Consider the following 26,794-nt stretch of genomic DNA (forward strand, 5'->3'; position numbering starts at 1 on the left):
GACGGCTTGCCCAGCCGTTACAGCTTGCCCAAACGATCGCCGCGGGAAAATCCTGTCAGCGGTTGCGTGATGCCACGGCCCAGGGCCAGCACCTTGAACAGTTCGCCCATTTCCGCCTCGGACAGCAGCTTTTGCACCGGCGCCACGGCCTGCGCGTATTGCTGCACGTCCGACGGGTCCAGCTGGCCCAGCAAATCCATCAACCCGGCGTTCATCAAGAAGCGCGCCTGCGACGTGTAGCCCAGCACTTGCAGGCCGGCCTCAAGCGCCGCATCGGCCATGGCGGTGAAGTCCACGTGCGCGGTAATGTCCTGCAAGCCCGGTGCGGCAAAGGGATCGCCATGGGCGTGATGACGCAAATGGCACATCAGCGTGCCGCCCGCGCGTTGCGGGTGGTAGAACTCGTTGCGCGGAAAGCCATAGTCCACCAACAGCGCCGCGCCTCGTTCAAGCCAGCCGCCCATCGCGGCAATCCACGCCTCGCCTTGCAGATTGATTTCGGACACGTAGCCGGGCAGCGCCGGCATGCGCGCGGCGACGGCTTCGGCCAAAGCGCGGGGCGCCGGCCGGTCAGCCCAGACGAAGCCCTGCTGCGGGTCCAGCGCCACGCCGCGCTCCATCACGGCCCCGTCCGCGCTCCAGCAAAACAGCGATACGGGCATGGCGTCCAGCACCTCGTTGGCCAGCACGCAGCCGGCGAAGGCGTTGGGCAAGGCGTCCAGCCATTGCACGCGGTCACCAAAAGCGGCCAAGCGGTCGGCCTGGCGCGCGCGCAGGTCGGCCGACACTTCCAGGATCAGGTATTGCGTCTGGTCCAGGCCCTGCGCATCCAGTTCGCGCAGCACGCCTTCGGCCAGCGCGCCCGTGCCCGCGCCAAATTCCAGCACGGCTTGTGTCTGCGTCTGACGCAGCACCTGCGCGACCTGACGGGCAACGGTGCGGGCGAACAGCGGCGTCAGTTGCGGCGCGGTGACGAAATCGCCCGCCGGCGCCTTGGCGTCGTCGTCGCCATCAGCCAGCTTGACGTTGCCCGCCGCGTAATAGCCCAGCCCCGGCGCGTACAAGGCCTGCGCCATCCAGTGGTCGAACGGCAACCAGCCGCCATTGGCGACGATGGCGGCGCGCAGCTGGGCGGCGGCGGCGTCGCTGTGCGCCTGGGCGGCGGGTGACAACGGAGGAAGATTGGCGGGGGCAGGGCGTTGCATGGCGGGTTCTGGCGTAGGCATGACGGCATTTTCCCAAAAAAAGGCGCAGCCGTCCGGGCGGAGGCGCGTGTCTGGCGGCGACATAAAAAAAACCCCGCGACGAACGCGGGGTTTTTCACTGCGGGCTTAATCGGGCGATTTAGCCGCGACGGTCAGCCGGCTTGGCAAAGCGCTTGGCGGGGCCGCCCGGGCGCTTGTCGAACGCGGGCTTGGCGCGGAAGCCGCCTTCCGGGCGGTCGCCGCCACGGAAGCCGCCTTCACGGGCAGGACGATCGCCGAAGCTGGGGCGGGCGTCACGGTCGGCGCCGCGGAAACCACCTTCACGGGGAGCACGCTCGCTGAACGGGCGGGCATCGCGCTGGGGGCGGTCGCCAAAGCTGGGACGGTCGCCGCCGAAGCTGGGGCGGGCATCACGGTCACCACCACGGAAGCCGCCTTCACGCGGGGGACGGTCGCCGAACGGGCGATTGCCCTGGTAGCCGCCTTCGCGCTGGGGACGATCACCGAAGCTGGGACGATCGCTGAACGAACGGGCCGGGCGGTCGCCGAAGGGACGATTGCCTTGGTAGCCGCCTTCGCGCGGGGCGCTGTCGCGGTTGCCTTGGTAACCACCTTCACGCGGCTTGAATTCGCCACGGGGTGCGCCGCCTTCACGCGGGCCGCCGAACGAACGGCCTTCGCGGTTGCCTTGGTAGCCGCCGCCTTCATGGCGCGAACCACCGAAACCGCCAGGACGCTTGCCGAACGGCTTGCCGCCACGCGGGGCGCCGCTGCCGCCGGCCGACGGACGCGGCGTGCGCTTGGGCTCCAGACCGGCGATGGTTTCCGGCGTAATCGTTTGGCCGATGTAGTGCTCGATACGGCGAACCTTGTGGCGCTCGGAGTGCGTAGCCAGCGTGAACGCCAGGCCGCTGCGACCGGCGCGGCCGGTACGGCCGATACGGTGCACGTAGTCTTCGGCTTGCATCGGCAGGTCGAAGTTAACGGCGTGGCTGATGCCTTGCACATCGATGCCGCGAGCGGCAACGTCGGTGGCAACCAGGATACGCAGCTGGCCGCGTTGCAGTTGCGACAGCGTACGGGTGCGCTGGCGCTGGTTCATGTCGCCGTGCAGGGCAGCGGCGGCAAAGCCTTGGTCGGCCAGGCGATCGGCCAGGTCGTCAGCGCCACGCTTGGTGGACGTGAAGACGATGGCTTGATCCAGCTTGGCGTCGCGCAGCACGTGATCCAGCAATTGCATCTTGTGGCTGGCGTCGTCCGCGTACAGCAGGCTTTGCGTGATGTTGGTGTGCTTTTCCTTGGCGCCGGCCATCTCGATACGCTGCGGGTCGCGCATCATCTTCGCAGCCAGCTTGGCGATCGTGCCGTCCAGCGTGGCCGAGAACAGCAGCGTCTGGCGATCTTCCGGCAGGCGGCTGACGATGGTTTCGATGTCTTCGATGAAGCCCATGTCCAGCATGCGGTCGGCTTCGTCCAGCACCAGCGTGTGCACGGTGTTCAGCTTGACGCGACCCGATTGCAGGTGATCGATCAGGCGGCCCGGCGTGGCGACCAGCACGTCAACGCGACGCGACAGCGCCTTCAACTGGGCGCCGTAGGGCATGCCGCCCACGACGGTGGCGGTGCGCAGGTCAGCCAGCTTGCGGCCGTAGGTGGCCGTGGCTTCGGTCACTTGCAGGGCCAGTTCGCGGGTGGGGGTCAGCACCAGCACTTGCACGCCGACGCCCTTGTTGGCGGGCATCTGGGCAATACGGTGCAGGGCCGGCAGCATGAAGGCGGCGGTCTTGCCGCTGCCCGTTTGCGAGGAAACCATCAGGTCGTGACCGGCCAGCGCTTGCGGAATGGCAGCGGCTTGGACCGAGGTGGGGGTATTGAAGCCAGCTTCTTGAACGGCCGACAACAGAGCGGGTGCAAGACCCAGAGTTTCGAAAGACATTACTTTCCCTTGCCGCAGACAATGCGACGCAGTGCTTGGTCGGGCCAGGGGAGTAGGCGGCCGGATCCAGGCGACGGTTGATGGAGCATCGTGCCGACCGAATCAACCGTGCGCGTGGCGCGTTCTCTTATACAGATTGGAACGCAGGGCGAAAGGAAAGGAGGTCAGGAATCGATGATAGTTCGGCATGGGGGCCAGGCTAGCTTGCCTGGCAGACTGCAAAAAATTCCGCTAAATCAAAGCGGTAAATGCCGAACTCGTTTTGTGCAGTGCGGCGATCATAACCCGATTTCGCTTTGCAAGGGAATTATTTTTTTGTCCAGCCCCCAATCAATAGGGTTTTTCCCTTGGTTCACCAGCCACGCATTGGTCATCTGAAAGTGCCCACAGCCCAGGAACGGGATGGGCGGCCTGCGGGCGGACAGCGGGGAGGGGTGGTTCGCCATCAGCACCAGGTGCCCGTTGTTGTCCGGCAGCAACAAACGCTTGGCCTGCGCGTGGGCGCCCCACAGCATGAAGACCTTGGGGGCGGGATCTTGCGCGACCAGTGCGATCAATGCATCCGTCACCGTTTCCCAACCGCGCTTGGCGTGGGATGCGGGCTGGCCGTCCTCCACCGTCAGGCAGGTGTTCAGCAGCAAGACGCCCTGATCCGCCCAAGGGCTCAGGTCATTGCCGGTGGGGATGGCGGCGCCTGGATATTCCAGCGCGATTTCGTTGAAGATGTTGCGCAGGCTGGGCGGGCGCTTGCAGTCGTCGGGCACCGAAAACGCCAGGCCCTGGGCCTGGCCCGGGCCGTGGTACGGGTCTTGCCCCAGGATCACCACGCGTACGTCGGACGGCGCCATGCCGTGCAGCGCACGCAGCGGCGTGGCGGGGTAGACGACGGCGCCTTCCACCAGGCGCTTTTCGACGTGAGCGGTGGCCCGCGCCAGGGCATCGGCCACGGCCGAGTCTTTGAATACGGCCGCCCAGGCGGCGGGCAGCGCGGCCGTCTGGGCGGCGAGGGCGTTGGGAGTCAGGCGGTTATCGATCGGCATGGGCGCGATTTTGGCATAGCGCCGCCGGCTGCGAGCTTCCCTACTGCATCACCCAGCCATGGCTGACCAGGAACGACTGGCCGGTCAGGGCCGCGCTGGGGAAGGCGCACAGGAAGAGCGCGGTCTGCGCAACGTCCTCGACGGTCGTGAAAACACCGTCCACCGTGTTGCCCAGCATGACTTTCTTGACCACCTCTTCTTCGCTGATGCCCAGTTCCTTGGCCTGCTCGGGGATCTGCTTTTCCACCAGCGGCGTGCGCACGAAACCGGGGCAGATGACATGCGAACGCACATTGTGCGCGGCCCCTTCCTTGGCCAGCACGCGCGCTAGCCCCAGCAGCGCATGCTTGGCGGCGACATAGGCGGATTTGAGCGGTGAGGCCTCGTGCGAATGCACCGATCCCATGTAGATCACCACGCCGCCGCGATCGTCTTTGTACATGTGCTTGAGCGCCGCCTTGGTGGTCAGGAAGGCGCCGTCCACGTGAATGGCCTGCATTTTCTTCCAGTCGGAAAACGCGAAGCTCTCGATGGGGTTGACGATCTGGATGCCGGCGTTCGAGATCAGGATGTCGATGCTGCCGTAGGCGGCCGCCACCTTGTCGATGCCTTGGTTCACGGCGTCTTCGCTGGTGACGTCCATGGCAACTCCCATCGCCTTGCCGCCGGCTTTTTCGATCTGTTGCGCGACCGCGTCCGCGCCCGCCTGGTTCAAATCGGCAATCGCGATGGTGGCGCCCGCGCGCGCCAGGGTCAGCGCAATTTCCTTGCCGATGCCGCTGGCCGCGCCTGTGACGACGGCCACTTTTCCATTCAACTGGGACATGCTGCTACCTCCGGACTAGGATTGCCGGCCCGTGAATGCGCCCAGGGGCGCGATGGCCGGCGACAGACAGGCCTGGCGAATGGCCGGCCGGTGTCGCGCCGGCGATTCGCCAGGAATTGATCCGATGGTAGTCCTTCAGCTTGAGCGCCGGCTGAACGCCCGTCGCGTGCCGCTTCAGCCCGGGCGCGCCGGAGCGGGGGCGGCTTCGGTGGCCGGGGCGCCGCTTGAGCGCAGCAGCAGGAAACCGACCACGGCGGACGCCAGCGACCCGGTCAGCACCCCGATCTTGGTGGCGTCGACCGTCGCCGCGTCGGTGAAAGCCAGCGCGCCGATGAACAAGCTCATCGTGAAACCGATACCGCACAACAGCGCCACGCCGTACAACTGCTTGAAGATGGCATGACGCGGCAGGCTGGCCATGCCGGTCTTGATCGCCAGCCAGGCAAAGCCGAACACGCCCAGTTGTTTGCCCAGGAACAGGCCCAGCGCCACGCCCAGCGGTACAGGTTGCGCCAGACTGGCCAGGCCCATGCCCGCGAACGACACGCCCGCGTTCGCAAAGCCGAAGATGGGGACGATCAGCAGGGCGACCGGCTTGTGCAGCGCGTGTTCCAGATCGTGCAGGGGCGAATGGGCCTCGGGCTTGCCCTGGTTGCGCGGGCGCAGCGGGATGGTCAGCGCCAAAGCGACACCGGCCAGGGTGGCGTGCACGCCGGACTTCAGCACGAAGTACCACAGCAGGGCGCCCAGCAGCAGATAAGGCGTCAGACGCAGCACGCCGGCGCGGTTCAGCAGGAACAGGCAGGCCAGGAGCGCACCGGCCATGGCCAGCGCAAACACCTGCAATTGAGACGTGTAGAACAGCGCAATGATGACGATGGCGCCCAGGTCGTCAAGAATGGCCAGCGCAGTCAGGAAGATTTTCAGCGATGTCGGTACGCGGCTGCCCAGCAACGCCAGGATGCCCAGCGCGAAGGCGATGTCGGTAGCGGCGGGAATGGCCCAGCCGCGCAAGGTGTCAGGCGTGCCCAGGTTGAGCAGCACGTAGATCAGGGCCGGCATCACCATGCCGCCCACCGCCGCCACGCCCGGCAGCACGATGCGGGATACCCCGCGCAACTGGCCGTCCAACACTTCGCGTTTGATTTCCAGGCCCACCAACAGGAAGAACACGGCCATCAGGCCGTCGTTGATCCAGTGCAGCACGGTTTCCTTGAGCACCACGGGACCGGCCGTGAAGCCCAGCTTGGTGCCCAGCACGTCGAAATAGACCGGGGCGGCGGGACTGTTGGCGACGATCAAGGCGACCAGCGCGGCGGCCATCAGCACATAGCCGCCCAGCGCTTCCGAGCGCAGGAATGCCTGAAGAAAAGAGGCGGGGCGATGGGGCGTGGCCGGCTGTGTCAAAGAGCGTCCTTGAAAAAGAGGGGTCGAAAAATTTGCTGAATTTTACCTGAACAGGCAAGGCAATGCCGTGCGGCGCAGTCAGCGCGGCACCGGCAAAGTGAGGCAACTGTAGTTCAACGTCGGCGAATTTCCATGCATTCTCAGTAATTCTTGAAAGGGACGTGGGCAGGTGTTCGGTCGGATTTGTCGTATATGTCGGTCCTGCAATGCTGTCCCGGGGAAAGTAAGAATTTTCTCGGGCATTTAGCGCGCGTTCCTGACTAGCATCGCCGAGCTTAGTCCTTGCTTGCGCCCTATGCGTCCTATGCCACCTCAGCCACCTCAGCCCCCACAGCCCCCACAGCCTCCTCGGTCCCCACACCTCCCCCCGCTTTCCGTGCTGACCTACCAGCCCGCCAGGCCCGGCGCGGCTCCCCGGCTGGTCGATATCGGCAGCGCGGTGAGCGCACTCCCGTCGTCAGACGCCCATGGTCATTACCAGGTAATGCACCTGGCTCCCAGCATGAGCCTGTTGGCTTGGCACGGTGACGGCGCGCGCTTTGACATGTCTTGCCACGGCAGCATCCAGGTGTGGGCAGGCCCACGCCTGGCCGCCTCTGAATGCCCGCATGAATGCCGTCAGCCGGGCGTGCTGCCGCTGGCGCCGGAAGATGTGGCGTATCTGGAAGCCTATCTGCTGGTTCTGGGTCAAGCCTGGCACCGGGCCGACACGAACGCCGACACGAACGCCGACACGAACGCCGCCCGCCTGCCGCAATGACTGCCCCACCCGTTGATACTCCGGCCGCTGATGTCGGTGGCCGACTGCGCATCCTGCATACCGAAGCCGCCACCTCATTCGGCGGGCAGGAATTTTGCGTCTACAAGGAAATGGTTGCGATGCGCGACCGCGGCCATCATCTGGAACTGCTGTGCCAGCCCGGTGCGGAACTGGGCGACCGGGCAAGCGAGGCAGGGTTCACGGTGCACCGCATCGTCATGGACGGCCCGGGCAATTTTTTGCGCGGCGTGCTCTTTGTACGTCGCTTGCTTCGGCGCGGGCGCTTTGACGTGGTCAACACGCACAGCCGCCGCGACACCGTATTGGCCGCGTGGGGCGCAAGGCTGGCCGGCGCGCCGCTGATCGTGCGCACGCGGCATCTGGCCAAGCCCATCGGTTCGCTTTATGCCTACACCTGGCTTGCGCATCGCGTCATTGCCGTCAGCCGGTATGTGCAGCAGCAGTTGCTGGATGGCGGCGCGCGGCCCGGCTCTGTGGCCACGATTCATTCGCCCATCGTGCTGCCGCACGCCGCGCAACATGCCTGCGTCCGGCGCGAGCTCGGCCTGCCGGCAGATGCGTTGGTGGTGGGATGCGTGGCGGTGATGCGCGCTGAAAAAGGCCATGCCGACCTGATCGATGCCTTTGACCAGATTGCTGCCCGTTTTCCCGCCGCGCATCTGGTGCTGGTCGGCGACGGCATGCCGTTGATGGCGCAGTTGCAGGACAAGGTGAAGGCGATGGGGCTGGACGCGCGGGTGCGTTTCACGGGCCGGCGCCACGATATCGCCAACGTGTTGATGGCCTTGGACATCTTTGCGTTGGCAACGCACCGCGAAGCGCTGGGCACCGTCTTCATCGAGGCCGCCGCCATGGGCGTGCCCGTGGTGGGCACGAACGTGGGGGGCGTACCCGAAACCATGCAGGCAGGCGTGACCGGCCTGCTGGTGCCGCCGCGCGACCCGCCCGCGTTGGGGGCGGCATTGGCCACGTTGTTGGCAGACCCCGCCTTGCGCCGCCGGATGGGCGTGGCGGGCAGGGTGCGGATACGGGACCAGGGCTTGTTCTGCGCCGAACGCGCCGCCCAGCAGGTGGAAACCGTGTACGCATCGTGGCTGGCAGAACGGGGCCACGGCGCCCGCGCGGCCTAGCCCGGTAGCGAGTTTCAAAGCCCTGACAGTGTGCGCAATGCACTGCGCAATTCACCACGCAATGCCCCACGGCGCGGTCAATGCACACCGGCCGCGTGCATCAGCAGTGCATCAGTGCATCAGCAGCGCATTCATCGCTTCGACGACGCGATTGCGATAGCGCGGCAGCAAGGCTTGCGTGCGCGCCTGGCGGTCGGCCCATTGTGCCGGCTCCGCGCCGGCGGCAATGCGCGGCGCGGCCCAGATCGGGTCCGGAAAATGACGGTCGCCGCGCCACCGGGGAATCACGTGCCAATGCAGGTGCGGGACCATGTTGCCCAGCGACGCCAGGTTGATCTTGTCCGGCGCCAGCACGGCCTGCTGCGCTTCTTCCACCGCGTAAACGGCGCGCATCAGCAGGTCGCGCCCGTGCGTGGACAGGCTGGTCATCTCGGCCAGATGGCCGTTCCAGACCACCCGCGTGAAGCCGGGGTAGTCGGCATCGTCAACCTCGATCACGCGCAGATGCGGCCCGCGCCACAGCACCGTGCCGCCGTCTTCCTGGCACAAGGGGCAGTTCGGGTCGCGCGCGCTCATGTCAGCACCTTGCGGTACTGGATGAAGCCCGAGCGGTCGGCGATGCGGTCGTACAGCTGCATGGCGGGGGCGTTCGTTTCGTGCGTCAGCCAGTACACGCGCGCGGCGTTGGCGGCGGTGGCTTCCGCGTAGACGTGTTCGATCAGCTTGCGGCCCGCGCCGGTGCCGCGCACGTCCGCGTCCACGTACAGGTCTTGCAGGTAACAGTAGTCGCCCGCCGTCCAGGTGGAGCGATGGAAGATCCAGTGCACCATGCCGATGGCGCGGCCGCCGTCAAACGCCAGCGCGGCGTGCATGGGTTCGGCGGGGTCCAGCAGGCGCGCCCAGGTGTTGCGCGTCACGGCATCGTCGATGCTGACGCGGTAAAACGCCTCATAGCCCTTCCACAGCGGCAGCCAGATGTCGAAGTCGGCGGCGCCGATGGGGCGGATTTCAGCGGTACTCATGGCGCGAGGCCTCCTACACGGTCGAATTCAAAGTTGGTCTTCCAGGGCCTGGACGATGTGTCGCAGCACCTGCAGGCGAGCGTAACGCTTGTCGTTGGCCGACACCAGATGCCACGGCGCATGGGCCACGTCCGTGCGGGTCATCATCTCGTTGGCGGCCGCGGCGTAGTCCTTCCATTTTTCCCGGTTGCGCCAGTCGTCCGGCGTGATCTTGAAATTCTTGAAGGGCGATTTCTCGCGTTCCTTGAAGCGTTCCAGCTGCACGTCTTCGGTTACCGCCAACCAGAACTTCAGCACCAGCGCGCCGCTGGCCGCCAGTTGCTCTTCGAAGTCATTGATCTCGCCGTAGGCGCGCCGCCATTGCGTGGGGGCGATCAATTTTTCCACCCGCTCGACCAGCACGCGGCCGTACCAGGACCGGTCAAAGATGGCGACGCGGCCGTGGCGCGGCAGGTGGCGCCAGAAACGCCACAGGTACGGACGCGACAACTCATAGCTGGTGGGTGCGGCAACGGGAGTGATGTCGAACTGGCGGGCGTCCAGCGCGTGCGTGACACGGCGAATGGCGCCGCCCTTGCCGGCGGCATCCTGGCCTTCAAATACCAGGATCAAGGAACGATCCTGGAATTTTCGCGAACGCGCCGCGCGCGCCAGGCGGCCCTGCAACAGGCCCAGCTCGGATTCGTAATCGTCTTTGTCGATCTTGGCGTCGTAGTCCAGTTCGCCGAGGCGGTCGACGACGCGCGTCGGGCGCGCATGCGCGTGAAACGATGCCGGTATGCGCGGCACGCCACGCTGGCGCATCGCGGCCAGCACGGATTCCGCTGTACGCGCCGCGCGCATGTTTTCGTCGGCGCTGGGGATGACGACCCAGGGCGCGTGGCCGCTGTCGGTATGGTTCAGCACGATCTGCGCGCCATGCCGAATGCGGTCGAACCGCTTGGCCACTTTCAAGTCCACCGGGCTGACCTGCCAGGACGTCTCGGGGCTGGCCATCAAACGCTGGGCGCGTTCGGTCTGCGCCTTGGCCGACAGGTGGAACCACAGCTTTACGATTTGCACGCCCTCGGCGGCCAGCATGGCTTCAAAGCGCAGGATGGCGGCGGATTGCGCGGCGATGTATTCCTGGTTGGGCTTCTTGCTGGCGGCCTCGATGATCAAGGGCGCATACCAGGAACCGAACACGATGCCCGTTTTGCCCTTGGGCGGCAGGTCCTTCCAGTACCGCCAGAACGGCGGGCGGTCCAGCTCTTCGCCTTCGGGCGGGCCATACGCCAGCGTCTTGATGTGGCGCGGGTCCATCCATTCGTTCAACTGATTGATCGTGGCGCCCTTGCCCGCGCCGTCAATCCCGGCGACCACCACCAGCAAGGTCTTGTCGGCCTGTTCCAGGCGCCGGTACTGCGCGTTGAGCAGGGCGACGCGCAAGCGGGCTTCCAGCGGTTTGAACTCGTCCTTGGGCAGGCTGGGGTCGGCTTCGGCTTCTGCGAACATGGGGTTCCGTCTGGTCGGCTATCGGTAAGTCCGCCGATCTTGCGGGATTCGCCCGTGCCGCGCAAGTACGGTCATTGCACTTCGGGGGGCGCTGGCCACGCCGCGCCGCCTACAGCCCGTTGACCGGAATCTTCAGGTAGCGCACGCCGTTGTCTTCGGGCGGCGGAAAATGCCCCGCGCGGATATTGACCTGGATGGCCGGCAGGATCAGCGTCGGCATGCCCAGCGTGGCGTCGCGCCGCGTGCGCATGGCCACGAACTCATCCTCGCTGATGCCGTCGCGCACATGGATGTTGGACGCCCGTTGTTCGGCCACCGACGTCTGCCAGTGGGCCTGGCGGCCAGCCGGCGGATAGTCATGGCACATGAACAGGCGCGTGCCCCCGGGCAATGCCAGCAGGCGCTGGATGGACCGGTACAGTTCGTGCGCGTCGCCACCCGGGAAATCGCAACGCGCCGTGCCCACGTCCGGCATGAACATCGTGTCGCCCACGAACGCGGCGTCGCCGATCAGGTAGGCCATGTCGGCGGGCGTGTGGCCGGGCACGTGGATGGCGGTGGCCGTCAGTTGGCCGATCGAAAAGGTCTCGCCGTCGGCGAACAGGCGGCCGAACTGCGAGCCGTCCAGCTGGAATTCGGGTTCCAGGTTGAAGACCTGCTTGAACACGCCTTGAACGGTACGGATGCTTTGCCCGATGGCGATTACGCCGCCCAACTGCCGTTGCAGATAGGGCGCGGCCGACAGGTGGTCGGCATGCGCATGCGTTTCCAGCAGCCATTGCGTTTGCAGCCCCTGTTCGCGCACGTACTGCACGACGCGATCGGCGCTGGCCGTGCTGCTGCGTCCGGACTTCGGGTCGTAGTCCAGCACCGAATCGATGATGGCGCAGGCGCTGCCGTCATGCACGACGTAAGTGACGGTGGCGGTGACGGAGTCGAAAAACGCTTGGATGTGTGGATTCATGGCCGGCCGTGGAGACAACTTCATACGAACAAACAATACTTATTCAATATATATTTTTAAATAATATTGTTCGATAGTTTATACATAAATATAATGACCGCCCGCCTTCTTTGTCACCCCCCTGGCTCATGAACTCCCCCCTGACCGACTGCGAACTTGCCGCCTTGCGCGCCTCTGCCGCCAAGGCCTGCACGCTGCTCAAGGCGTTGGCCAACGAAGACCGGCTGCTGTTGCTGTGCCAGCTGGTGCAAGGCGAACGCAATGTGGGTGAACTGGAATCGCTAACGGGGATCCGCCAGCCGACCCTGTCGCAGCAGCTGGGCGTGCTGCGCGACGAAGGGCTGGTGGCCACGCGCCGTGATGGCAAGTACGTCTACTACCAGATGGCCAGCCTTGAAGTCAGCCTGGTCATGAAAACGCTATCCAGTTTGTACTGCGGCCGCGCGATGGCGTCACTCACATGAACCTGGACTGGTCCGCCTTTACCCCGTGCCGGACGCGCTGATCGTTCTGGCCGCGATGATCGCGGGCATGGCGATCTTCGCGGTGATCGAAAAGACCCGACAGCGCTAGGCCGTCGCGGCCTTCGCGTTACTCGTACGTGCGCACGTCGTCGATGACCTTGCCGTCGTTGGGCAGGCTGTCGGCATCCGCCCATTCCACGTCGGCGCGCAGTTTGGTCACATCGCGCACCGATTCCGCGATGCGCTTGGACAGGTCTTCGCCGCGCACGCGCGATTCCACCTTCAACACCATCCGGTCCGACCCCGTGCTGCCGCTGATGACCAGCCGCGCGCGCAGGATCTCGGGATGGCGCCGCGCCACGTCCGCCACTTGCGAGGGGTGCACGAACATGCCGCGCACCTTGGTCGTCTGGTCGGCGCGGCCCATCCAGCCCTTGATGCGCGTGTTGGTGCGCCCGCAAGGCGAGATGCCCGGCATGACCGCCGACAGATCGCCGGTGCCAAAGCGCACCAGCGGGTAGTCCGGGTTCAAGGTGGTGACGACCACTTCGCCGACCTCGCCGTCTGGCACCGGTTCGCCCGTGCCCGGGCGCACGATTTCCACGATGATGTCTTCGCCCAGCACCAGCCCCTGGCGCGCGGGGGTTTCAAACGCAATCATGCCCAGGTCGGCGCTGCCGTACGCCTGATAACCGTCGATGCCGCGCGCCGCCAGCCAGTCGCGCAGCGACGGCGGGAAGGCTTCGCCCGACACCAGCGCACGCCGCAACGAGCCCAGCTTCACGCCCAGTTCGTCCGACTTTTCCAAGATGATTTTCAGAAAGCTTGGCGTGCCCGTGTAACCGCTGGGCGCCAGGTCCTGAATAGCGCGCACCTGTTGCTCGGTCTGGCCGGTGCCGCCCGGAAACACGGTGCAGCCCACGGCGTGCGCCGCCGTTTCCATCATGGAGCCGGCCGGCGTGAAGTGATAGGAAAAGCAGTTGTAGGCCAGCTCGCCCGCGCGAAAACCCGCCGCGTACAGCGCGCGGGCAAAGCGCCAGTAATCGGCGCGCGCGCTTTCCGGTTCGTAGATGGGGCCGGGCGACGCAAACACGCGCATCGCCTCGCCCCAGCCAATGGCCGAGAAGCCGCCGAACGCCTTGCCGGGGCCGGCGGGCGTGGCGTCGTCGTCGCGGCTGTGCTGCTGGCGTTCCAGCAGTTCGTGCTTGCGCAGCACCGGCAGGCGGGCAAGCGCCGCGCGCGTCGTGATGCTGGCCGGGTCAACGCCGCGCAGCTGCTCGGCGATTGCCGGCGCACGCGCAATGGCGCGCGAAATCGCGGCGGGCAAGGCCGCCATCAATTCGCGCTCGCGTTGCTCGGGCGCACGGGTTTCCAGTACATCGAAAAACTCGGACATGGGATCGCACCCTCTCTTCAGGCCAGCCAGCGTTTGCGGCGGCGATAGAACTTGTTGTCGCGAAAGCTCTTGCGTTCTCCGCTGGAAATGCCCAGGTAGAACTCCTTCACGTCCTCGTTCTGGGCCAGATCCAGCGCGGCCCCGTCCATCATGACGCGTCCGTTCTCCAGGATGTAGCCGTAGTCGGCATAACGCAGCGCGATGTTGGTGTTCTGTTCCGCCAGCAGGAAGCTCACGCGTTCACGCTGGTTCAGGTCGCGCACGATTTCAAAAATCTCTTCCACGATCTGCGGCGCGAGCCCCATCGAGGGCTCGTCCAGCAGGATCATGTTGGGGTTGGCCATCAGCGCGCGACCGATGGCGGTCATCTGCTGTTCACCGCCCGACGTGTAGCCCGACTGGCTGGTGCGACGTTGCTTCAGGCGCGGGAAATACTGATAGACGCGTTCCAGCGCGGCGGCGGTATCGGCGCGGCTCATGCTGCGGGTGTAGGCGCCCGTCAGCAGGTTTTCCTCGATGGTCAGGTGCGCGAAACAGTGGCGGCCTTCCATCACCTGCACGACGCCGCGCTTGACCAGCTCGGCCGGCGACAGACGTTCGATACGCTGGCCCCGGTATTGGATATGGCCCTTGGTGACGTCGCCGCGTTCGCCCTTGAGCAGGTTCGAAATCGCGCGCAGCGTCGTGGTCTTGCCGGCGCCGTTGGCGCCCAGCAAGGCCACGATCTTGCCTTCCGGCACTTGCAGGGACACGCCCTTGAGCACCAGGATCACGTGGTTGTAGATCACCTCGATGCCGTTGACGTCCAGCAGCACCGAGGGCGCGGCGGCAGGGGCGGCAACCGGGGTTGCTGCGGAAGGTGCGGCGGAGAATGCAGCGGAAGATGCAGCGGTCATGACGAATCCTGCGGCGTGGTGGCGGCCGGCATCCCCAAGGACGCCGGCCGTCGGTTCACATCAGTTCTCGCAAGTGCGGGGCGTGATGTTCTTTTCCTTGGCGTACTTGGCCGCGGCGTCCTTGACCATCGGGTCCAGAATCGTCTTGTCGGCCTGGTACCAGTCGGACACCACCTTGAACTTGGCGCCGTCCCACTGCACGATGCGGGCCCAGTCGTCGCCCTTGTGGTTGCTGCACGAGGTCTTCACGGGGCGCATGATCTGGCCAAAACCCAGCTTGTCCAGCTTGTCCTGCGTCAGGTTCAGGTTTTCAAAACCCCAGCGCACCTGCTCGGGCGTCAACGCCTTGCCCTTGCCGTACTTTTCCTGCGCCGTGCGGATCGCTTCCACTTGCAGCATCGAAATCATCATGCCGCGCGTGTGGGCGATGGTGCCCAGCGTGGTCTTGCCGGTCTTGTCCGCGCCCTGGCCCTTGTCGTAGACAAACTTCTTCAGGTCGTCGTAGACCTTGTCGTGGTCGGCGCCGCTGTTGTGCACGGTGATGGCGTTGTAGCCCTTGGCGACATCGCCAAGATCTTTGACGTCGCCTTCAGAGCCGGCCCACCAGATGGCGTACATCTTGTCGCGCGGATAGCCGCTGGCCTGCGCTTCGCGGATGGCGGTGGGCGTCATGATGCCCGCGCTCCACAGCAGCACGTAGTTCGGGCGCGCCTGGCGGATCTGCAACCAGGTGGACTTCTGTTCCACGCCGGGGGCGGTCACGGGATACAGCACCAGCTCGAAGCCTTCCTTGGCCGCGCGCTTTTGCAGCAGCGGGATCGGTTCCTTGCCGTAGGGCGAGTCGTGATAGACCAGGGCAATCTTCTTGCCCTTGAGCTTGTCCATGCCGCCCTCTTTCTTGGCGATGTCCTGGATCATCACGTCGGCAGCGGTCCAGTAGGTGCCCAGCAGCGGGAAGTTCCATTCGAACACGCTGCCGTCCACCGACTGCGACAGGCCGTAGCCCATCGTTTCAACCGGCACCTTGTCGACCATGGCCTTGTCGCTGACGGCGAAAGTGATGCCGGTGGACTGGGTGTCAAAGCCCGATGCGCCGGTGCCCTTGCCCTTCAGCCGTTCATAGCATTCCACGCCGCGGTCGGTGGCGTAGGCGGTTTCGCATTCTTCGTAGGTGATCTTGACGCCGTTGACGCCGCCATCACGTTCGTTGACCAGCTTCAGGTAGTCCAGCTTGCCATCGGCCCAGGGAATGCCCAGCGGCGCGAACGACCCGGTGCGATACACCAGCAACGGAACGAACTGCTCTTCGGCCGCCATTGCCGGCGTGGCCACGGCGCCAAGGGCGCCGGCTGCGGCCACCAGGGCTGCCGCCAACTTCAGGTTAAGACGCTTCATCTCCATTTACCTCCTGCGTGGTGCTTGGGTCAGTAAACCCTGGGACACCGGGATTGGCCCGGTCTTGAGCCGGGTATTCAGGATGGTCGCCGTGGCGCTTGTGCCGCCCCGACAGCCGTTTATCAATAAGCTCTTATCGCGTGTTGCCTCAGTACCTCCGAGTGGCCCCTTGATGGCAAGCGCCAACGGCGCTTCGGGGGGGCATCTCGTTCAATGCGGGAACGGCCAGATGCGCAGCTTTTCTTTTCCGATGCTCCACAAGCGCGCCAGCCCGTGCGGTTCGGCGATCAGGAAGAACACGATCAGCGCGCCGAACACCATGTGCTCGATGTGCGCGGCGGTGTCCACCGACAGCGGGATGCCCAGCGCATGCGGGATGTTCGACAGCGCCACCGGCACCAGCACGATGAACGCCGCGCCGAAGAAGCTGCCGATGATCGAGCCCAGCCCCCCGATGATGACCATGAACAGCAGCTGGAACGAGCGCGTCAGGTCAAACGCCAGCGGTTCCCACGAACCCAGGTGGATGTAGCCCCACAGCGCGCCCGCCACGCCCACGATGAACGAGCTGACCGCAAACGCCGTCAGCTTTGCGTACATGGGGCGGATGCCGATGACCGACGCCGCCACGTCCATGTCGCGTATCGCCATCCATTGGCGGCCGATCGCGCCGCGCACCAGGTTCTTGGCCAGCAGGCTGAAGATCACCACCAGGATCAGCACGAACAGGTACTTTTCCATGGCCGATTGCACCGGCAGGCCGAACGCCGTCAGCGGCGGCACCGACACGTTGCCCGAAGACGAATAGTTGGTGAAGAACGGAATGCGCAGGAACGCCCAGTCCACGAAGAACTGCGCGGCCAGTGTCGCCACCGCCAGGTATAGCCCGCGTATCCGCAGGCTGGGGATACCGAAGATCACGCCGACCAGCGTGGCGAAGCAGCCGCCCAGCAAGATCTGGATGATCAGCGGCATGCCCGGAAAGCGCACGCCGAAGTTCCAGGCTGCATACGCGCCCACCGCCATGAAGGCGCCCGTGCCCAGCGAGATCTGCCCGCAATAGCCGACCAGGATGTTCAGGCCGACCGCCGCCAGGGACAGGATCAGGAACGGAATCAGAATGGCGCGCAGCAGGTAGTCGGACGACAGCGCGGGCACGGCGATGAACGCCACCGCCAGCAGTAACCAGATGAAGATGCGGTCCTGGCGGATCGGGAAGATCTGCTGGTCCGCCCGGTACGTGGTCTTGAACTGGCCGTTTTCACGATAGAACATGTTTTTATCCTAGTGGCCTGTGGTTTACACGCGGTCGATGATCTTCTCGCCGAACAGCCCTTGCGGACGGAACAGCAGGAACACCAGCGCCAGCACATAGGCGAACCAGATTTCGATACCGCCGCCCACGAGCGACCCCAGGTAGACCTCGGACAGCTTTTCCCCCACGCCGATGATCAAGCCGCCCAGAATGGCGCCCGGCACCGACGTCAAGCCGCCCAGGATCACCACCGGCAACGCGCGCAGCGCCGCGGTGGACAGCGTGAACTGCACGCCAAATTTCGAGCCCCAGATAATCCCCGCCACCAGCGCCACCAGGCCCGCCACGCACCACACGATGACCCAGATGCGATTCAGCGGAATGCCGATGGACTGCGCGGCCTGGTGGTCGTCGGCCACCGCGCGCAGGGCGCGGCCGGTGGACGTGTATTGAAAGAACAGCGCCAGCGTGGCCACCAGCAGCGCGGCGATGACAGCCGCTGTCAGGTCTTCAAGGTTGATCAGCAAGCCGCCTTCAAAGACCGTGTCCAGAATCATCAGCGGATCTTTCGGCATGCCCACGTTGATGGAATACACCGAGCTGCCGAACGTGATCTGGCCCAGCCCGTCCAGGAAGTAGCTGATGCCCAGCGTCGCCATCAACAGCGTGGTGGCTTCCTGGTTGACCAGGTGGCGCAGCACAAAGCGTTCAATCGCAACGGCCAGCAGGAACATCACCATGGCGCTGACGATGAACGCCAGCACGTTGGCCAGGATCATGTTGTCAAAGCCCAGCCAGCGCGGTATCCATTCCGAGAAACGCGCCATCGACAAGGCGGCCACCAGCACCATCGCGCCCTGCGCGAAGTTGAAGACGCCGGACGCCTTGAAGATCAACACGAAGCCCAGGCCGATCAGCGCATACATCATGCCGCTCATCAAGCCGCCGAATAAGGTCTCTAGAAAAAATCCCATGTCTGTCCGCCTCAGTGCGACACGCCGAGATAGGCGCGGATGACGTCTTCGTTCGCACGGACTTCGTCCGGGCGGCCATCGCCGATCTTCTTGCCGTAGTCCAGCACCACCACGCGGTCGGAAATGTCCATCACCACGCCCATGTCGTGCTCGATCAGCACGATGGTGGTGCCGAATTCATCATTCACATCCAGGATGAAGCGGCTCATGTCCTGCTTTTCCTCGATGTTCATGCCGGCCATGGGTTCGTCCAGCAACAACAGGCGCGGCTCCATCGCCAGTGCGCGGCCCAGGTCCACACGCTTTTGCAGGCCGTAGGGCAGCCGGCCCACCGGCGTCTTGCGATACGCCTGGATTTCCAGGAAGTCGACGATGTTCTCGACGAATTCCCGGTGTTGGGTCTCTTCGCGTTCGGCCGGGCCCAGGCGGAAAGCTTGCGACAGCAGCCCGCACTTCATGCGCAGATTGCGGCCCGTCATGATGTTGTCCAGCACGCTCATGCCCTTGAACAGCGCCAGGTTCTGGAACGTGCGCGCGATGCCCATTTCGGCGGCGCGGCGCGGGTTCATCTTCGAGAAACTCTCGCCACGGAATGCGATCCCGCCTTTCTGCGGCGTGTAGACGCCGTTGATGACGTTCAGCATGGAACTCTTGCCCGCGCCGTTGGGGCCGATGATGGCGCGGATCTCGTGCTCGCGCACGTTGAAGGAAATGTCCGTCAGCGCTTTCACGCCGCCAAAGGACAACGAGATGTTCTGCATGTCCAGCATGACGTCGCCGATACGCTGGTCGCGGTCGTTGTTGCTCATGATCTCTACGCGGCTCGGGCTGTGATGGCGGGAAACGTCTTGACGGGCCAGATCTTCAGGTCAGCTGAGATCTTGCCGGTGCGTCCGTCTTCGAACTTCACTTCGGTTTCAATGAACTGCGACTGCTTGCCGCTGAACAGGGCGTCGATCAGCACGCCGTATTTCTGCGCGATGAATGCGCGGCGCACCTTGCGCGTGCGGGTCAGCTCGTCGTCGTCCGGGTCCAGTTCCTTGTGCAGGATCAAAAAGCGGCTGACCTGGGACGCGCACAGCTTGGGGTCGGTGGCCAGATCGGCGTTGACTTGCTCAACGCATTCGGCGATCAGCTGGTAGACCTCTTCCTTGGCGGCCAGGTCGGTGTAGCCCGCATACGGCAGGCCCCGGCGCTCGGCCCAGTTGCCCACGGCTTCCAGGTCGATGTTGATGAAGGCGCATACGTCGTCGCGGTTGGCGCCAAAGGCCACGGCTTCCTTGATGTGCTGGAAGAACTTGAGCTTGTTCTCGATGTACTTCGGCGCGAACAGGCTGCCGTTGGCCAGCTTGCCCACGTCTTTGGCGCGGTCGATGATCTTCAACTGGCCGTCGGTGTCCAGGTAGCCCGCGTCACCCGTGTGGAACCAGCCGTCGGCGCTGCGCGCTTCCGCCGTGGCGTCCGGGTTGCGGTAGTACTCCTTGAACAGACCGGGGCTCTTGACCAGAATTTCGCCGTTGTCCGCCACGCGTATTTCAACGCCGGCCACGGGCGGGCCGACGGTGTCGTCGCGCACCTTGCCGTCGGGTTGCACGCAGACGAACACGGACGTTTCCGTCGAGCCGTACAACTGCTTCAGGTTGATGCCGATAGACCGATAGAACACGAACAGGTCCGGGCCGATGGCTTCGCCCGCCGTATACGCCACGCGCACGCGGCTCATGCCCAGCGCGTTGCGCAAGGGGCCGTAGATCAACGCATTGCCCAGCGCATAGCGCAGGCGATCCCAGGCGTTGACGGATTCGCCGTCCAGGATCTTGGTGCCCACGCGACGCGCCAGCTTCATGCAGGCGCCGAACAGCTTGCGCTTGATGTAGCCCGCGTCTTCCATGCGGATCATCACGTGCGTCAGCAGGCCTTCCAGCACGCGCGGCGGCGCGAAGTAGTAAGTGGGACCGATGTCGCGCATGTCGATCGACACGGTGTCCGGCGATTCGGGATGGTTGACCGTGAAGCCCGTGACCAGCAGCTGCGTATACGAGAACATGTTCTGCCCGATCCAGGCGGGAGGCAGATACGCCAGCACGTCTTCCTGGTCGGTCAGCTTTTCCATGTCGGACACGGCGCGCGCGCGGTCGATCAGCGCATGGTGCGTCAGCACCACGCCCTTGGGCTTGCCGGTGGTGCCCGACGTATAGAACATGGCGGCCGGGTCGTGCGGCTGCACGGCGGCGATGGCGCGGTCAAGAAAGTCGGGATGTTGGGCCGCGTAGTCCTGGCCCAGCTTCTCCAGCTGTTCATACGACTGCAACATGGAATCGGAGTAATGGCGCAGGCCGCGCGGGTCATCAAACACCACGTGCTTCAAGGCCGGACATTGCTCGCGCACTTCCAGCATCTTGTCGACCTGTTCCTGGTCTTCCACCACCGCCACGCTGATCTCGGCGTCTTGCAGCACGTAGACCATTTCCTGCGCGACGGCGTCTTGATAAAGCGGCACGGGAATCGCGCCCAACGATTGCGCGGCCATCATCGCCATGTACAGACGCGGCCGGTTCTCGCCGATGACGGCCACGTGCATGCCAGGCCGAATGCCCAGCGCCGCCAGGCCATTGGCCACATGGCGTACATGCTCGGCCACCTGGGACCACGTCAGGGTTTGCCAGATCCCCAGGTCTTTCTCTCGGATCGCGGGCCGCGACCCACGTACATTGGCATGCGCGAACAGCAGCGCTGGAAAGGTGTCCAGCGCCGCCGGCACCTGTGCGGATGCGGGCGATGAATGTGCCACGTTGTCTCCTCCGGTTTGGGCACACCGCGCCGGCGCGCCGCGGATGCGGCATTGGCGAGTAGGGGCTTGACCAGTTGGTTTTAGATTTACGGCAGGACTTAAGGTATAAGGTTGGGTTGCTACCAACTGTCACCATCGCGACATTCAAGGAACTTTTAGGGTATTCCCGATGCAGCTATCCGACTCCCTTCAACTTGCCGCGGCGTGGTTTCGCGTGCTCAACGCCGAGCAACAATCGCGCGTCGAGCGGGACCTGTCCGTGCAGCAAGTCGTTGCCGGATCGATCATAGAGCGCAAAGGGGAACTCGCACAGGCTTGGATTGGTGTATTGGCCGGCTTGGTGAAAGTGTCGGTGGGCAACGCGGAAGGCAAGGTCGCCTCGTTGACGGGCGTACCCGCCGGCGGCTGGATCGGCGAAGGGTCGCTCTTGAAGCGCGAAGTCCGCAAATATGACATCGTCGCGCTGCGCGATTCCGTCGTGGCGCGGCTGCCGGCGCCCACATTCGACTGGCTGCTGGACACCAGCATTCCGTTCAACCGTTATCTGCTGCATCAGCTGAACGAGCGCGTGGCGCAGTTCATCGGCAAGGCCGAATACGACCGCTTGCTGGATCCTGATGCACGCGTGGCCCGCTGTCTGGCTGAACTGTTCAATCCTTTGCTGTATCCCGGCATGGGAATGCGGCTGACGATTACGCAAGAAGAAGTCGGCTATCTGGCCAGGGTGTCGCGCCAGCGTGCGAATCAGGCGCTGCGCAAACTGGAAGAGGCGGGTCTGTTGAACGTGGAATACGGCGCGGTACGCGTGCTGGATCTGGACGGACTGAAACAATACGGGTCGGACCGCAGTACGGTGGAAGGCGAACACGCGGCCTGAAGGCAGGGCGGTGTGATGTTCCGAAGCCCTAAAAAATATTCAAAAAAGCCTTGACGTTAAGTAGTGCGCTATTTAATATTGCGCAATGAAATCCAAAGCGAAAGCGCCCACCAAAGCCAAAAGCGCGTTCAACCCGCTGCTGCTGGACAGCCAACTGTGCTTCGCCCTGTACTCGACCTCGCTGGCGATGAACAAGGTGTACCGCAAGCTGCTGCGCGGGCTGGACCTGACGTATCCGCAGTACCTGGTGATGCTGGTGCTGTGGGAAGGGGACGACATCACGGTGACCGATATCGGCGCCCGGCTGTTCCTGGATTCGGCCACGCTGACGCCGCTGCTCAAGCGTCTGGAAGCCGCCGGTCTGGTGACCCGCAAGCGCGCGGTGGACGACGAACGCCAGGTGATCGTGGGGCTGACGCAGCAAGGCCGTGATCTGCGCGAGCAGGCCGAGGCCGTGCCGCATTCCGTGGCTGCCGCCGCCCAGTGCTCGCTGGACGAAGCCCAGGGCATGATGAAGGCGCTGCACGCATTGCGGGAAAAGCTGGTTGATAGTGTTTGAAGTGTGGGGTGATGCGTGTCATCATCCGATCTAATAAATAGTGCACGATATAGTAGCGTGCGATGTAAATGGAATTGAAACCGATTTGAAGCAGGTCTGAAGCAGGTTTGCAGTGGGTTAGCAGTCCATCAGTAAGCGCCGATGCGGGAAGGCCCGCCCGGCCCAGGCAGTTCAACTTTCATCCTACAAAGGAAACGCATCATGTCTATCGAAAAAGTCCTCTACCGCGCCAATGCAACCGCCACCGGTGGCCGTGAAGGCCGTGGCGTCAGCGATGACGGCAACCTGGACGTCAAGCTGACCACGCCGCGTGAACTGGGCGGCGCGGGCGCGGCCGGCACCAACCCTGAACAGCTGTTCGCAGTGGGCTACTCCGCCTGCTTCCTGGGCGCAATGAAGTTCGTTGGCGGCCGCGACAAGATCGCCATCCCGGCCGACGTGTCGGTGAACGGCATCGTGGGTATCGGCGCCATCCCGACCGGCTTCGGCATCGAAGTCGAATTGAAGATTTCCCTGCCGGGCATGGACCGCGAACAGGCCGAAAAGCTGGTGGCGGCAGCGCACATTGTTTGCCCATACTCGAACGCCACGCGCGGCAACATCGACGTGACGCTGACCATCGTCTAAGCGTCGTTGCGCGCTGCGACGCGCACCCCGCGCCAGCCGCCCGGATAGAAGCGGGCGTAAGCAGACGCGACGGTTCCGTGTTGAACGCACGGCCCGTCGCGTTTTTCGTTGCTAGTGCCCGCCGCCCAGGTACGCCGCCACCACCGCCGGGTCGTCGCGCAACTTGTCGGCGCTACCGTGCACCGAGATCCGGCCGTTCTCCAGCACGTAGCCGTAGTCGGCCACCTGCAAGGCGGCCGCGGCAAATTGTTCGACCAGCAGCATCGTCACGCCCTCATCCTTCAAGCGCGCGATGATGCGGAACACCTCTTCCACCAAGATGGGCGCCAGCCCCATCGACGGCTCGTCCAGCAACACCAGTTCCGGGTTCAGCATCACGGCGCGCGCCATGGCCAGCATTTGCTGTTCGCCGCCCGACAAGGTGCCGGCCAGTTGATCGCGCCGTTCCTTCAGGCGCGGAAACAGATCCATGGCGCGGCCCAGGTCGGCCTGCACATCGCCCTTGGGGCGGCTGCCCGTCAGGCGCGGAAACGCACCCAACAGCAGGTTGTCGGTCACCGACAGCGTGGGAAACACGCGCCGGCCTTCGGGCGAATGCGCCAGGCCCAGCCGCGCGATGCGGTGCGATTCCAGACCATCAATGCGCTTGCCGCTCAGCGTGACCTCGCCCGCCGTGGGCCGGATCATGCCCGACAGCGCCCGCATCGTCGTGGTCTTGCCGGCGCCGTTGGAGCCGATCAGCGTCACCACCTTGGCCTTGGGCACCTCCATGCTGATGCCATGCAGCACCTTGACCTTGCCGTAGCCCGCTTCCAGATTCTTGATCGATAGCATCTTGTCGTCCTCTTGGCGTCAGGCGGGCGCGCCGCCCAGATACGCCTCGATAACCTTGGCGTTGCTTTGCACTTCGTTCGGCAGGCCTTCGGCAATCTTCTGGCCAAAGTCCAGCACCGATACGGTGTCGCACACTCCCATCACCACATCCATGTGATGTTCGATGAGGATCAACGTGATGCCGTGGTCGCGCACCTTGCGGATGATGGCCAGCAGCTCGACGATGTCGGGCGCGGTAAGCCCGGCGGCGGGCTCGTCCAGCAGCAGCAGCTGCGGGTCCAGCGCCAGCGCACGCGCGATTTCCAGCAATCGTTGCTTGCCGTAGGGCAGGTTGCGGGCTTCTTCGCTTGCCAGGGATTCCAGCCCCACGAATTCCAGCAGCGCCATGGCGCGAGCGCGGGCGCCTTGCTCTTCGCCCTTCCACTTCGGCGTGCGCAGCGCAATGCCGGCAAGGCCGGTGGTGAAGGTGTGGTGCAGGCCGACCAGCACGTTTTCCAGTGCCGTCATTTCGCCAAACAGCTGCACGTTCTGGAACGTGCGCGCGATGCCGGTGGCGGCGATATCCGCCGGCGGCAGGCCCACCAGCGACTTGCCCGAAAATTCCACCGCGCCGGCGGTCGGCACATAGATGCCGGTCAGCACGTTCATCATCGTGCTCTTGCCCGATCCGTTCGGGCCGATCAGGCCGTGGATGGTGCCGCGCTTGATGGTCAGGTCCACTTCGTTCAGCGCCTTCAGGCCGCCAAACTGCATCAGCACGCGCTTGGCGGACAGCAGCGTCTCGCCCTTGCCCGCCACCACGGCGTCCGGCACCGCGTCCTGTTCCTTGACCAGGTCGGTCTTCACCGACAGCGCCGCGCGGCGGTTCGAGAAGAACAGGTTGCGCACAAAGCCCACGATGCCGTCGGGCAGGTAATACACCACGAACAGGATCATCGCGCCGAAGATCGTCAGGCGCCAGTCGGTCACGGCTTCCAGCCAGTACGAAAAAATGGCCAGCACGATGGTGCCCACCACGGGCACGACCACGCGGCGTGGTTCGGCGCGGCCCTTGGACACGGCCACGATGCTGCCCACCGTGACCAGGATGGCGACCGCCAGCGCGATCAGGCGGAAGGTGCCGATGTCGTCCAGCATCTTGGGCAGCAGCACGATGATGGATGCGCCCAGCAGCGCGCCCGTGCGGCTTTTGCGCCCGCCCATGATGATGGCCAGCAGGAACAGGATGGTCAGTTCGAAGTTGTATGTGTTGGGCGAGATGTACTGTTCCGAATACGAGTACAGCGCGCCCGCCAGCCCGGCAAAGCCGGCGCTGATCACGAACGCGAACACCTTGTGCCGGTAGACCGACACGCCCATGCAGTCGGACGCAATCGGGCTGTCGCGCAGCGCTTCGAACGAGCGGCCCAGGTGCGACTTCAAGATGCGGTGCACGACGATCAGCGACAGCACCAGTAGCGCGCCCACCAGCCAGAAGTACTCGCTTTTGGTCAGGATGTGCCCGCCGATGGACGGCTTGGGAATCTTGATGCCCAAGGGGCCTTCGGTCATGAAGGTCATCTCGTTGATCAGGATCTGGATGATGGTGCCGAACGCCAGCGTCACCATCGCCAGGTAAGGCCCGGTCACGCGTAGCGCCGGCAACGCCAGCACCGCGCCAAAGGCCGCCGCGATCAGGATGGCGGCGGGCAGAATCACCCAGATCGGCATTTGCAGATGAAAGAACAGCACGCCGGCCACGTACGAGCCGATGCCGAACAGGCCGGCATGGCCCAGCGACACCTGGCCGGTGTAGCCCACCACGATATCGAGCCCGAACAGCAGGATCGAATAGATCATGATTGTTTCGATCAGGTGCAGGTAATACGTATTGGTCACGCCCAGGGGCACGGCGGCCAGGCAGGCCACGGCCACGACGGACAGCAAGAGGTGCAGGGGTTTCATCGCTTACACCTTCTTGATCGCGGTCTTGCCGAACAGGCCGGCGGGCTTGAAGGTCAGCACAAGCAGCAGCAATACCAATCCCGGCACGTCCTTGTACCCCGTCGACAGATAGAAACCGGTGGTGGTTTCGGCGATGCCCAGAATCAGCCCGCCCACCACCACGCCCATGCCGCTGGACAGGCCGCCGATGATCGCCACGGCAAACGCCTTCAAGCCCAGCACCGCGCCCATCGTGGCGCCGGTCAACGTCAGCGGCGCGACCAGCACGCCGGCAAACGCGGCGGTCAGCGATGACAGCGCATACGAAAACGTGATCACCATGCCGGTGTTGATGCCCATCAATCCGGCCGCGTCGCGATCGTTCGACGTGGCCACGAAGGCTTTGCCGTAAATGGACTTGCGGTTGAAGATTTCAACCAGGATCATCATGCCCAGCGCGCCGAACACCACCAGTAGTTCCATCGGCAGCACGTTGGCGCCCAGCACCTGGATGGGCGCTTCGGGCAGGGGCGACGGAAAGCGCAGGTCGTCGCGGCCCCAGATGTTCTCGGCCACGTTCTTGAAGATGATGCCCAGCGCGATGGTGGCCATGATCCAGCCGAATTCCGATCGCGTCTTGATGGCCGGCCGCACGCCCACGCGTTCGACCAGTGCGCCCTGCGCGAAGCCGAAGATGCAGACGATGGGAATCATGACCCAGTAGTTCACGCCCAGGCCGACCAGCGTCAGCCCGACCAGCGCGCCCAGCATCAGGGCTTCACCCTGACCGAAGTTCAGTGTGCCGGACGTGGCGAAGGTGAGCTGGTATCCGAACGCAATCACGGCATAGATCATGCCTAGCGCGATACCGCTGTAGATAAGCTGTAGAAGAATCATGGTGTGTGTCTTGATGCGCTGTGTTCCGTCCCAACCCCCTTGGGCAGAACGCTGTTTTCAGGCGGCGGCATGCCCCGCGCCGATGGCCCGGGCACGGGCGG

General features: G+C 64.5%; 25 protein-coding genes. 6 read left to right on the forward strand and 19 right to left on the reverse strand.

All coding sequences use genetic code 11. The features are described from left to right. Window positions 1-17 precede the first annotated feature (17 nt). The 5 genes from ACNPP0_RS03220 to nhaA form a co-directional block, all read right to left on the reverse strand. Window positions 18-1,205 (reverse strand): class I SAM-dependent methyltransferase, encoded by a 1,188-nt coding sequence (locus ACNPP0_RS03220; RefSeq protein ID WP_448705010.1) that lies wholly within the window; start codon window positions 1,203-1,205, stop codon window positions 18-20. Between the two features lie 139 nt (window positions 1,206-1,344). Next, window positions 1,345-3,141, reverse strand: coding sequence for a DEAD/DEAH box helicase (locus ACNPP0_RS03225; protein ID WP_046803027.1), 1,797 nt, complete (start codon window positions 3,139-3,141; stop codon window positions 1,345-1,347). A 278-nt stretch (window positions 3,142-3,419) separates the two neighbouring features. Then, window positions 3,420-4,181, reverse strand: coding sequence for a uracil-DNA glycosylase (locus ACNPP0_RS03230; RefSeq protein WP_448705011.1), 762 nt, complete (start codon window positions 4,179-4,181; stop codon window positions 3,420-3,422). 40 nt (window positions 4,182-4,221) lie between these two features. Beyond that, window positions 4,222-5,007 (reverse strand): 3-hydroxybutyrate dehydrogenase, encoded by a 786-nt coding sequence (locus tag ACNPP0_RS03235; RefSeq protein ID WP_448705012.1) that lies wholly within the window; start codon window positions 5,005-5,007, stop codon window positions 4,222-4,224. Between the two features lie 174 nt (window positions 5,008-5,181). Continuing rightward, on the reverse strand, window positions 5,182-6,414 hold the full coding sequence (nhaA, locus tag ACNPP0_RS03240) for a Na+/H+ antiporter NhaA (RefSeq protein ID WP_448705013.1): 1,233 nt from the start codon (window positions 6,412-6,414) through the stop codon (window positions 5,182-5,184). A gap of 502 nt (window positions 6,415-6,916) precedes the next feature. Between nhaA and ACNPP0_RS03245 the strand changes: the two genes are divergently transcribed. Both ACNPP0_RS03245 and ACNPP0_RS03250 read left to right on the forward strand, forming a co-directional pair. Further along, a complete protein-coding gene (locus ACNPP0_RS03245) occupies window positions 6,917-7,174 on the forward strand; it encodes a hypothetical protein (RefSeq protein WP_448705014.1) in 258 nt (85 codons plus the stop codon). Next, complete coding sequence (locus ACNPP0_RS03250) at window positions 7,171-8,325, forward strand: glycosyltransferase (protein ID WP_448705015.1); 1,155 nt, start codon at window positions 7,171-7,173, stop codon at window positions 8,323-8,325. Before ACNPP0_RS03245 ends, ACNPP0_RS03250 begins: the two co-directional genes overlap by 4 nt. A 111-nt stretch (window positions 8,326-8,436) precedes the next feature. Here the strand turns inward: ACNPP0_RS03250 and ACNPP0_RS03255 are convergent, their stop codons facing one another. The 4 genes from ACNPP0_RS03255 to ACNPP0_RS03270 all read right to left on the reverse strand — a co-directional run bounded on the left by ACNPP0_RS03255 (window position 8,437) and on the right by ACNPP0_RS03270 (window position 11,805). Beyond that, window positions 8,437-8,901: an HIT family protein gene (locus ACNPP0_RS03255; protein WP_046803033.1), complete on the reverse strand. Its 465-nt coding sequence runs from the start codon at window positions 8,899-8,901 to the stop codon at window positions 8,437-8,439. Then, the gene (locus ACNPP0_RS03260; protein ID WP_448705016.1) at window positions 8,898-9,347 is read right to left on the reverse strand and encodes a GNAT family N-acetyltransferase; all 450 of its coding nucleotides are present in this window, start codon (window positions 9,345-9,347) and stop codon (window positions 8,898-8,900) included. Before ACNPP0_RS03260 ends, ACNPP0_RS03255 begins: the two co-directional genes overlap by 4 nt. A 27-nt stretch (window positions 9,348-9,374) precedes the next feature. Further along, window positions 9,375-10,841 (reverse strand): polyphosphate:AMP phosphotransferase, encoded by a 1,467-nt coding sequence (pap, locus tag ACNPP0_RS03265; protein ID WP_332609633.1) that lies wholly within the window; start codon window positions 10,839-10,841, stop codon window positions 9,375-9,377. A 109-nt stretch (window positions 10,842-10,950) separates the two neighbouring features. Beyond that, window positions 10,951-11,805, reverse strand: a complete 855-nt coding sequence (locus ACNPP0_RS03270) for an MBL fold metallo-hydrolase (RefSeq protein WP_448705017.1) — start codon at window positions 11,803-11,805, stop codon at window positions 10,951-10,953. Window positions 11,806-11,933: 128 nt separating this feature from the next. On the opposite strand from ACNPP0_RS03270, the gene ACNPP0_RS03275 reads away from it, so the two are divergent. Then, window positions 11,934-12,269, forward strand: coding sequence for an ArsR/SmtB family transcription factor (locus ACNPP0_RS03275; RefSeq protein WP_448705018.1), 336 nt, complete (start codon window positions 11,934-11,936; stop codon window positions 12,267-12,269). A gap of 127 nt (window positions 12,270-12,396) precedes the next feature. Here the strand turns inward: ACNPP0_RS03275 and ACNPP0_RS03280 are convergent, their stop codons facing one another. The 7 genes from ACNPP0_RS03280 to ACNPP0_RS03310 form a co-directional block, all read right to left on the reverse strand. Further along, a complete protein-coding gene (locus ACNPP0_RS03280; protein ID WP_332609638.1) occupies window positions 12,397-13,665 on the reverse strand; it encodes a phenylacetate--CoA ligase family protein in 1,269 nt (422 codons plus the stop codon). Between the two features lie 17 nt (window positions 13,666-13,682). After that, on the reverse strand, window positions 13,683-14,561 hold the full coding sequence (locus ACNPP0_RS03285) for an ABC transporter ATP-binding protein (RefSeq protein ID WP_332609639.1): 879 nt from the start codon (window positions 14,559-14,561) through the stop codon (window positions 13,683-13,685). Window positions 14,562-14,621: 60 nt separating this feature from the next. Continuing rightward, a complete protein-coding gene (locus tag ACNPP0_RS03290; protein WP_332609640.1) occupies window positions 14,622-15,962 on the reverse strand; it encodes an ABC transporter substrate-binding protein in 1,341 nt (446 codons plus the stop codon). A 204-nt stretch (window positions 15,963-16,166) separates the two neighbouring features. After that, window positions 16,167-17,231 carry a branched-chain amino acid ABC transporter permease gene (locus ACNPP0_RS03295; protein WP_006216344.1) on the reverse strand — a complete coding sequence of 355 codons (1,065 nt, stop codon included), beginning with the start codon at window positions 17,229-17,231 and terminating at the stop codon, window positions 16,167-16,169. Window positions 17,232-17,255: 24 nt separating this feature from the next. Further along, a complete protein-coding gene (locus tag ACNPP0_RS03300; protein WP_046803042.1) occupies window positions 17,256-18,185 on the reverse strand; it encodes a branched-chain amino acid ABC transporter permease in 930 nt (309 codons plus the stop codon). Between the two features lie 11 nt (window positions 18,186-18,196). Continuing rightward, on the reverse strand, window positions 18,197-18,994 hold the full coding sequence (locus ACNPP0_RS03305; protein WP_046803043.1) for an ABC transporter ATP-binding protein: 798 nt from the start codon (window positions 18,992-18,994) through the stop codon (window positions 18,197-18,199). A gap of 5 nt (window positions 18,995-18,999) precedes the next feature. Further along, entirely contained in the window at window positions 19,000-20,976 is a 1,977-nt protein-coding gene (locus ACNPP0_RS03310) for an AMP-dependent synthetase/ligase (RefSeq protein ID WP_332609643.1), read from the reverse strand. Between the two features lie 169 nt (window positions 20,977-21,145). Here ACNPP0_RS03310 and ACNPP0_RS03315 point away from each other — a divergent pair, with 169 nt between their 5' ends. The 3 genes from ACNPP0_RS03315 (at window position 21,146) to ACNPP0_RS03325 (ending at window position 23,039) form a co-directional block, all read left to right on the forward strand. Then, the gene (locus ACNPP0_RS03315) at window positions 21,146-21,853 is read left to right on the forward strand and encodes a Crp/Fnr family transcriptional regulator (RefSeq protein WP_332609644.1); all 708 of its coding nucleotides are present in this window, start codon (window positions 21,146-21,148) and stop codon (window positions 21,851-21,853) included. Window positions 21,854-21,938: 85 nt separating this feature from the next. After that, complete coding sequence (locus tag ACNPP0_RS03320; RefSeq protein WP_332609645.1) at window positions 21,939-22,412, forward strand: MarR family winged helix-turn-helix transcriptional regulator; 474 nt, start codon at window positions 21,939-21,941, stop codon at window positions 22,410-22,412. Between the two features lie 201 nt (window positions 22,413-22,613). Continuing rightward, window positions 22,614-23,039: an organic hydroperoxide resistance protein gene (locus tag ACNPP0_RS03325; protein WP_006216338.1), complete on the forward strand. Its 426-nt coding sequence runs from the start codon at window positions 22,614-22,616 to the stop codon at window positions 23,037-23,039. Window positions 23,040-23,150: 111 nt separating this feature from the next. On the opposite strand, the gene ACNPP0_RS03330 is transcribed toward ACNPP0_RS03325, so the two are convergent. From ACNPP0_RS03330 to ACNPP0_RS03340, 3 genes are read right to left on the reverse strand one after another with little or no spacing between them, the layout of a single operon-like run. Then, a complete protein-coding gene (locus ACNPP0_RS03330; protein ID WP_046803048.1) occupies window positions 23,151-23,873 on the reverse strand; it encodes an ABC transporter ATP-binding protein in 723 nt (240 codons plus the stop codon). 18 nt (window positions 23,874-23,891) lie between these two features. Then, window positions 23,892-25,817 (reverse strand): branched-chain amino acid ABC transporter ATP-binding protein/permease, encoded by a 1,926-nt coding sequence (locus ACNPP0_RS03335; RefSeq protein ID WP_332609646.1) that lies wholly within the window; start codon window positions 25,815-25,817, stop codon window positions 23,892-23,894. 3 nt (window positions 25,818-25,820) lie between these two features. Beyond that, window positions 25,821-26,693: a branched-chain amino acid ABC transporter permease gene (locus tag ACNPP0_RS03340; RefSeq protein WP_006216335.1), complete on the reverse strand. Its 873-nt coding sequence runs from the start codon at window positions 26,691-26,693 to the stop codon at window positions 25,821-25,823. Window positions 26,694-26,794: the final 101 nt, after the last annotated feature.

It is taken from the genome of Achromobacter semiaridum (assembly GCF_053543755.1).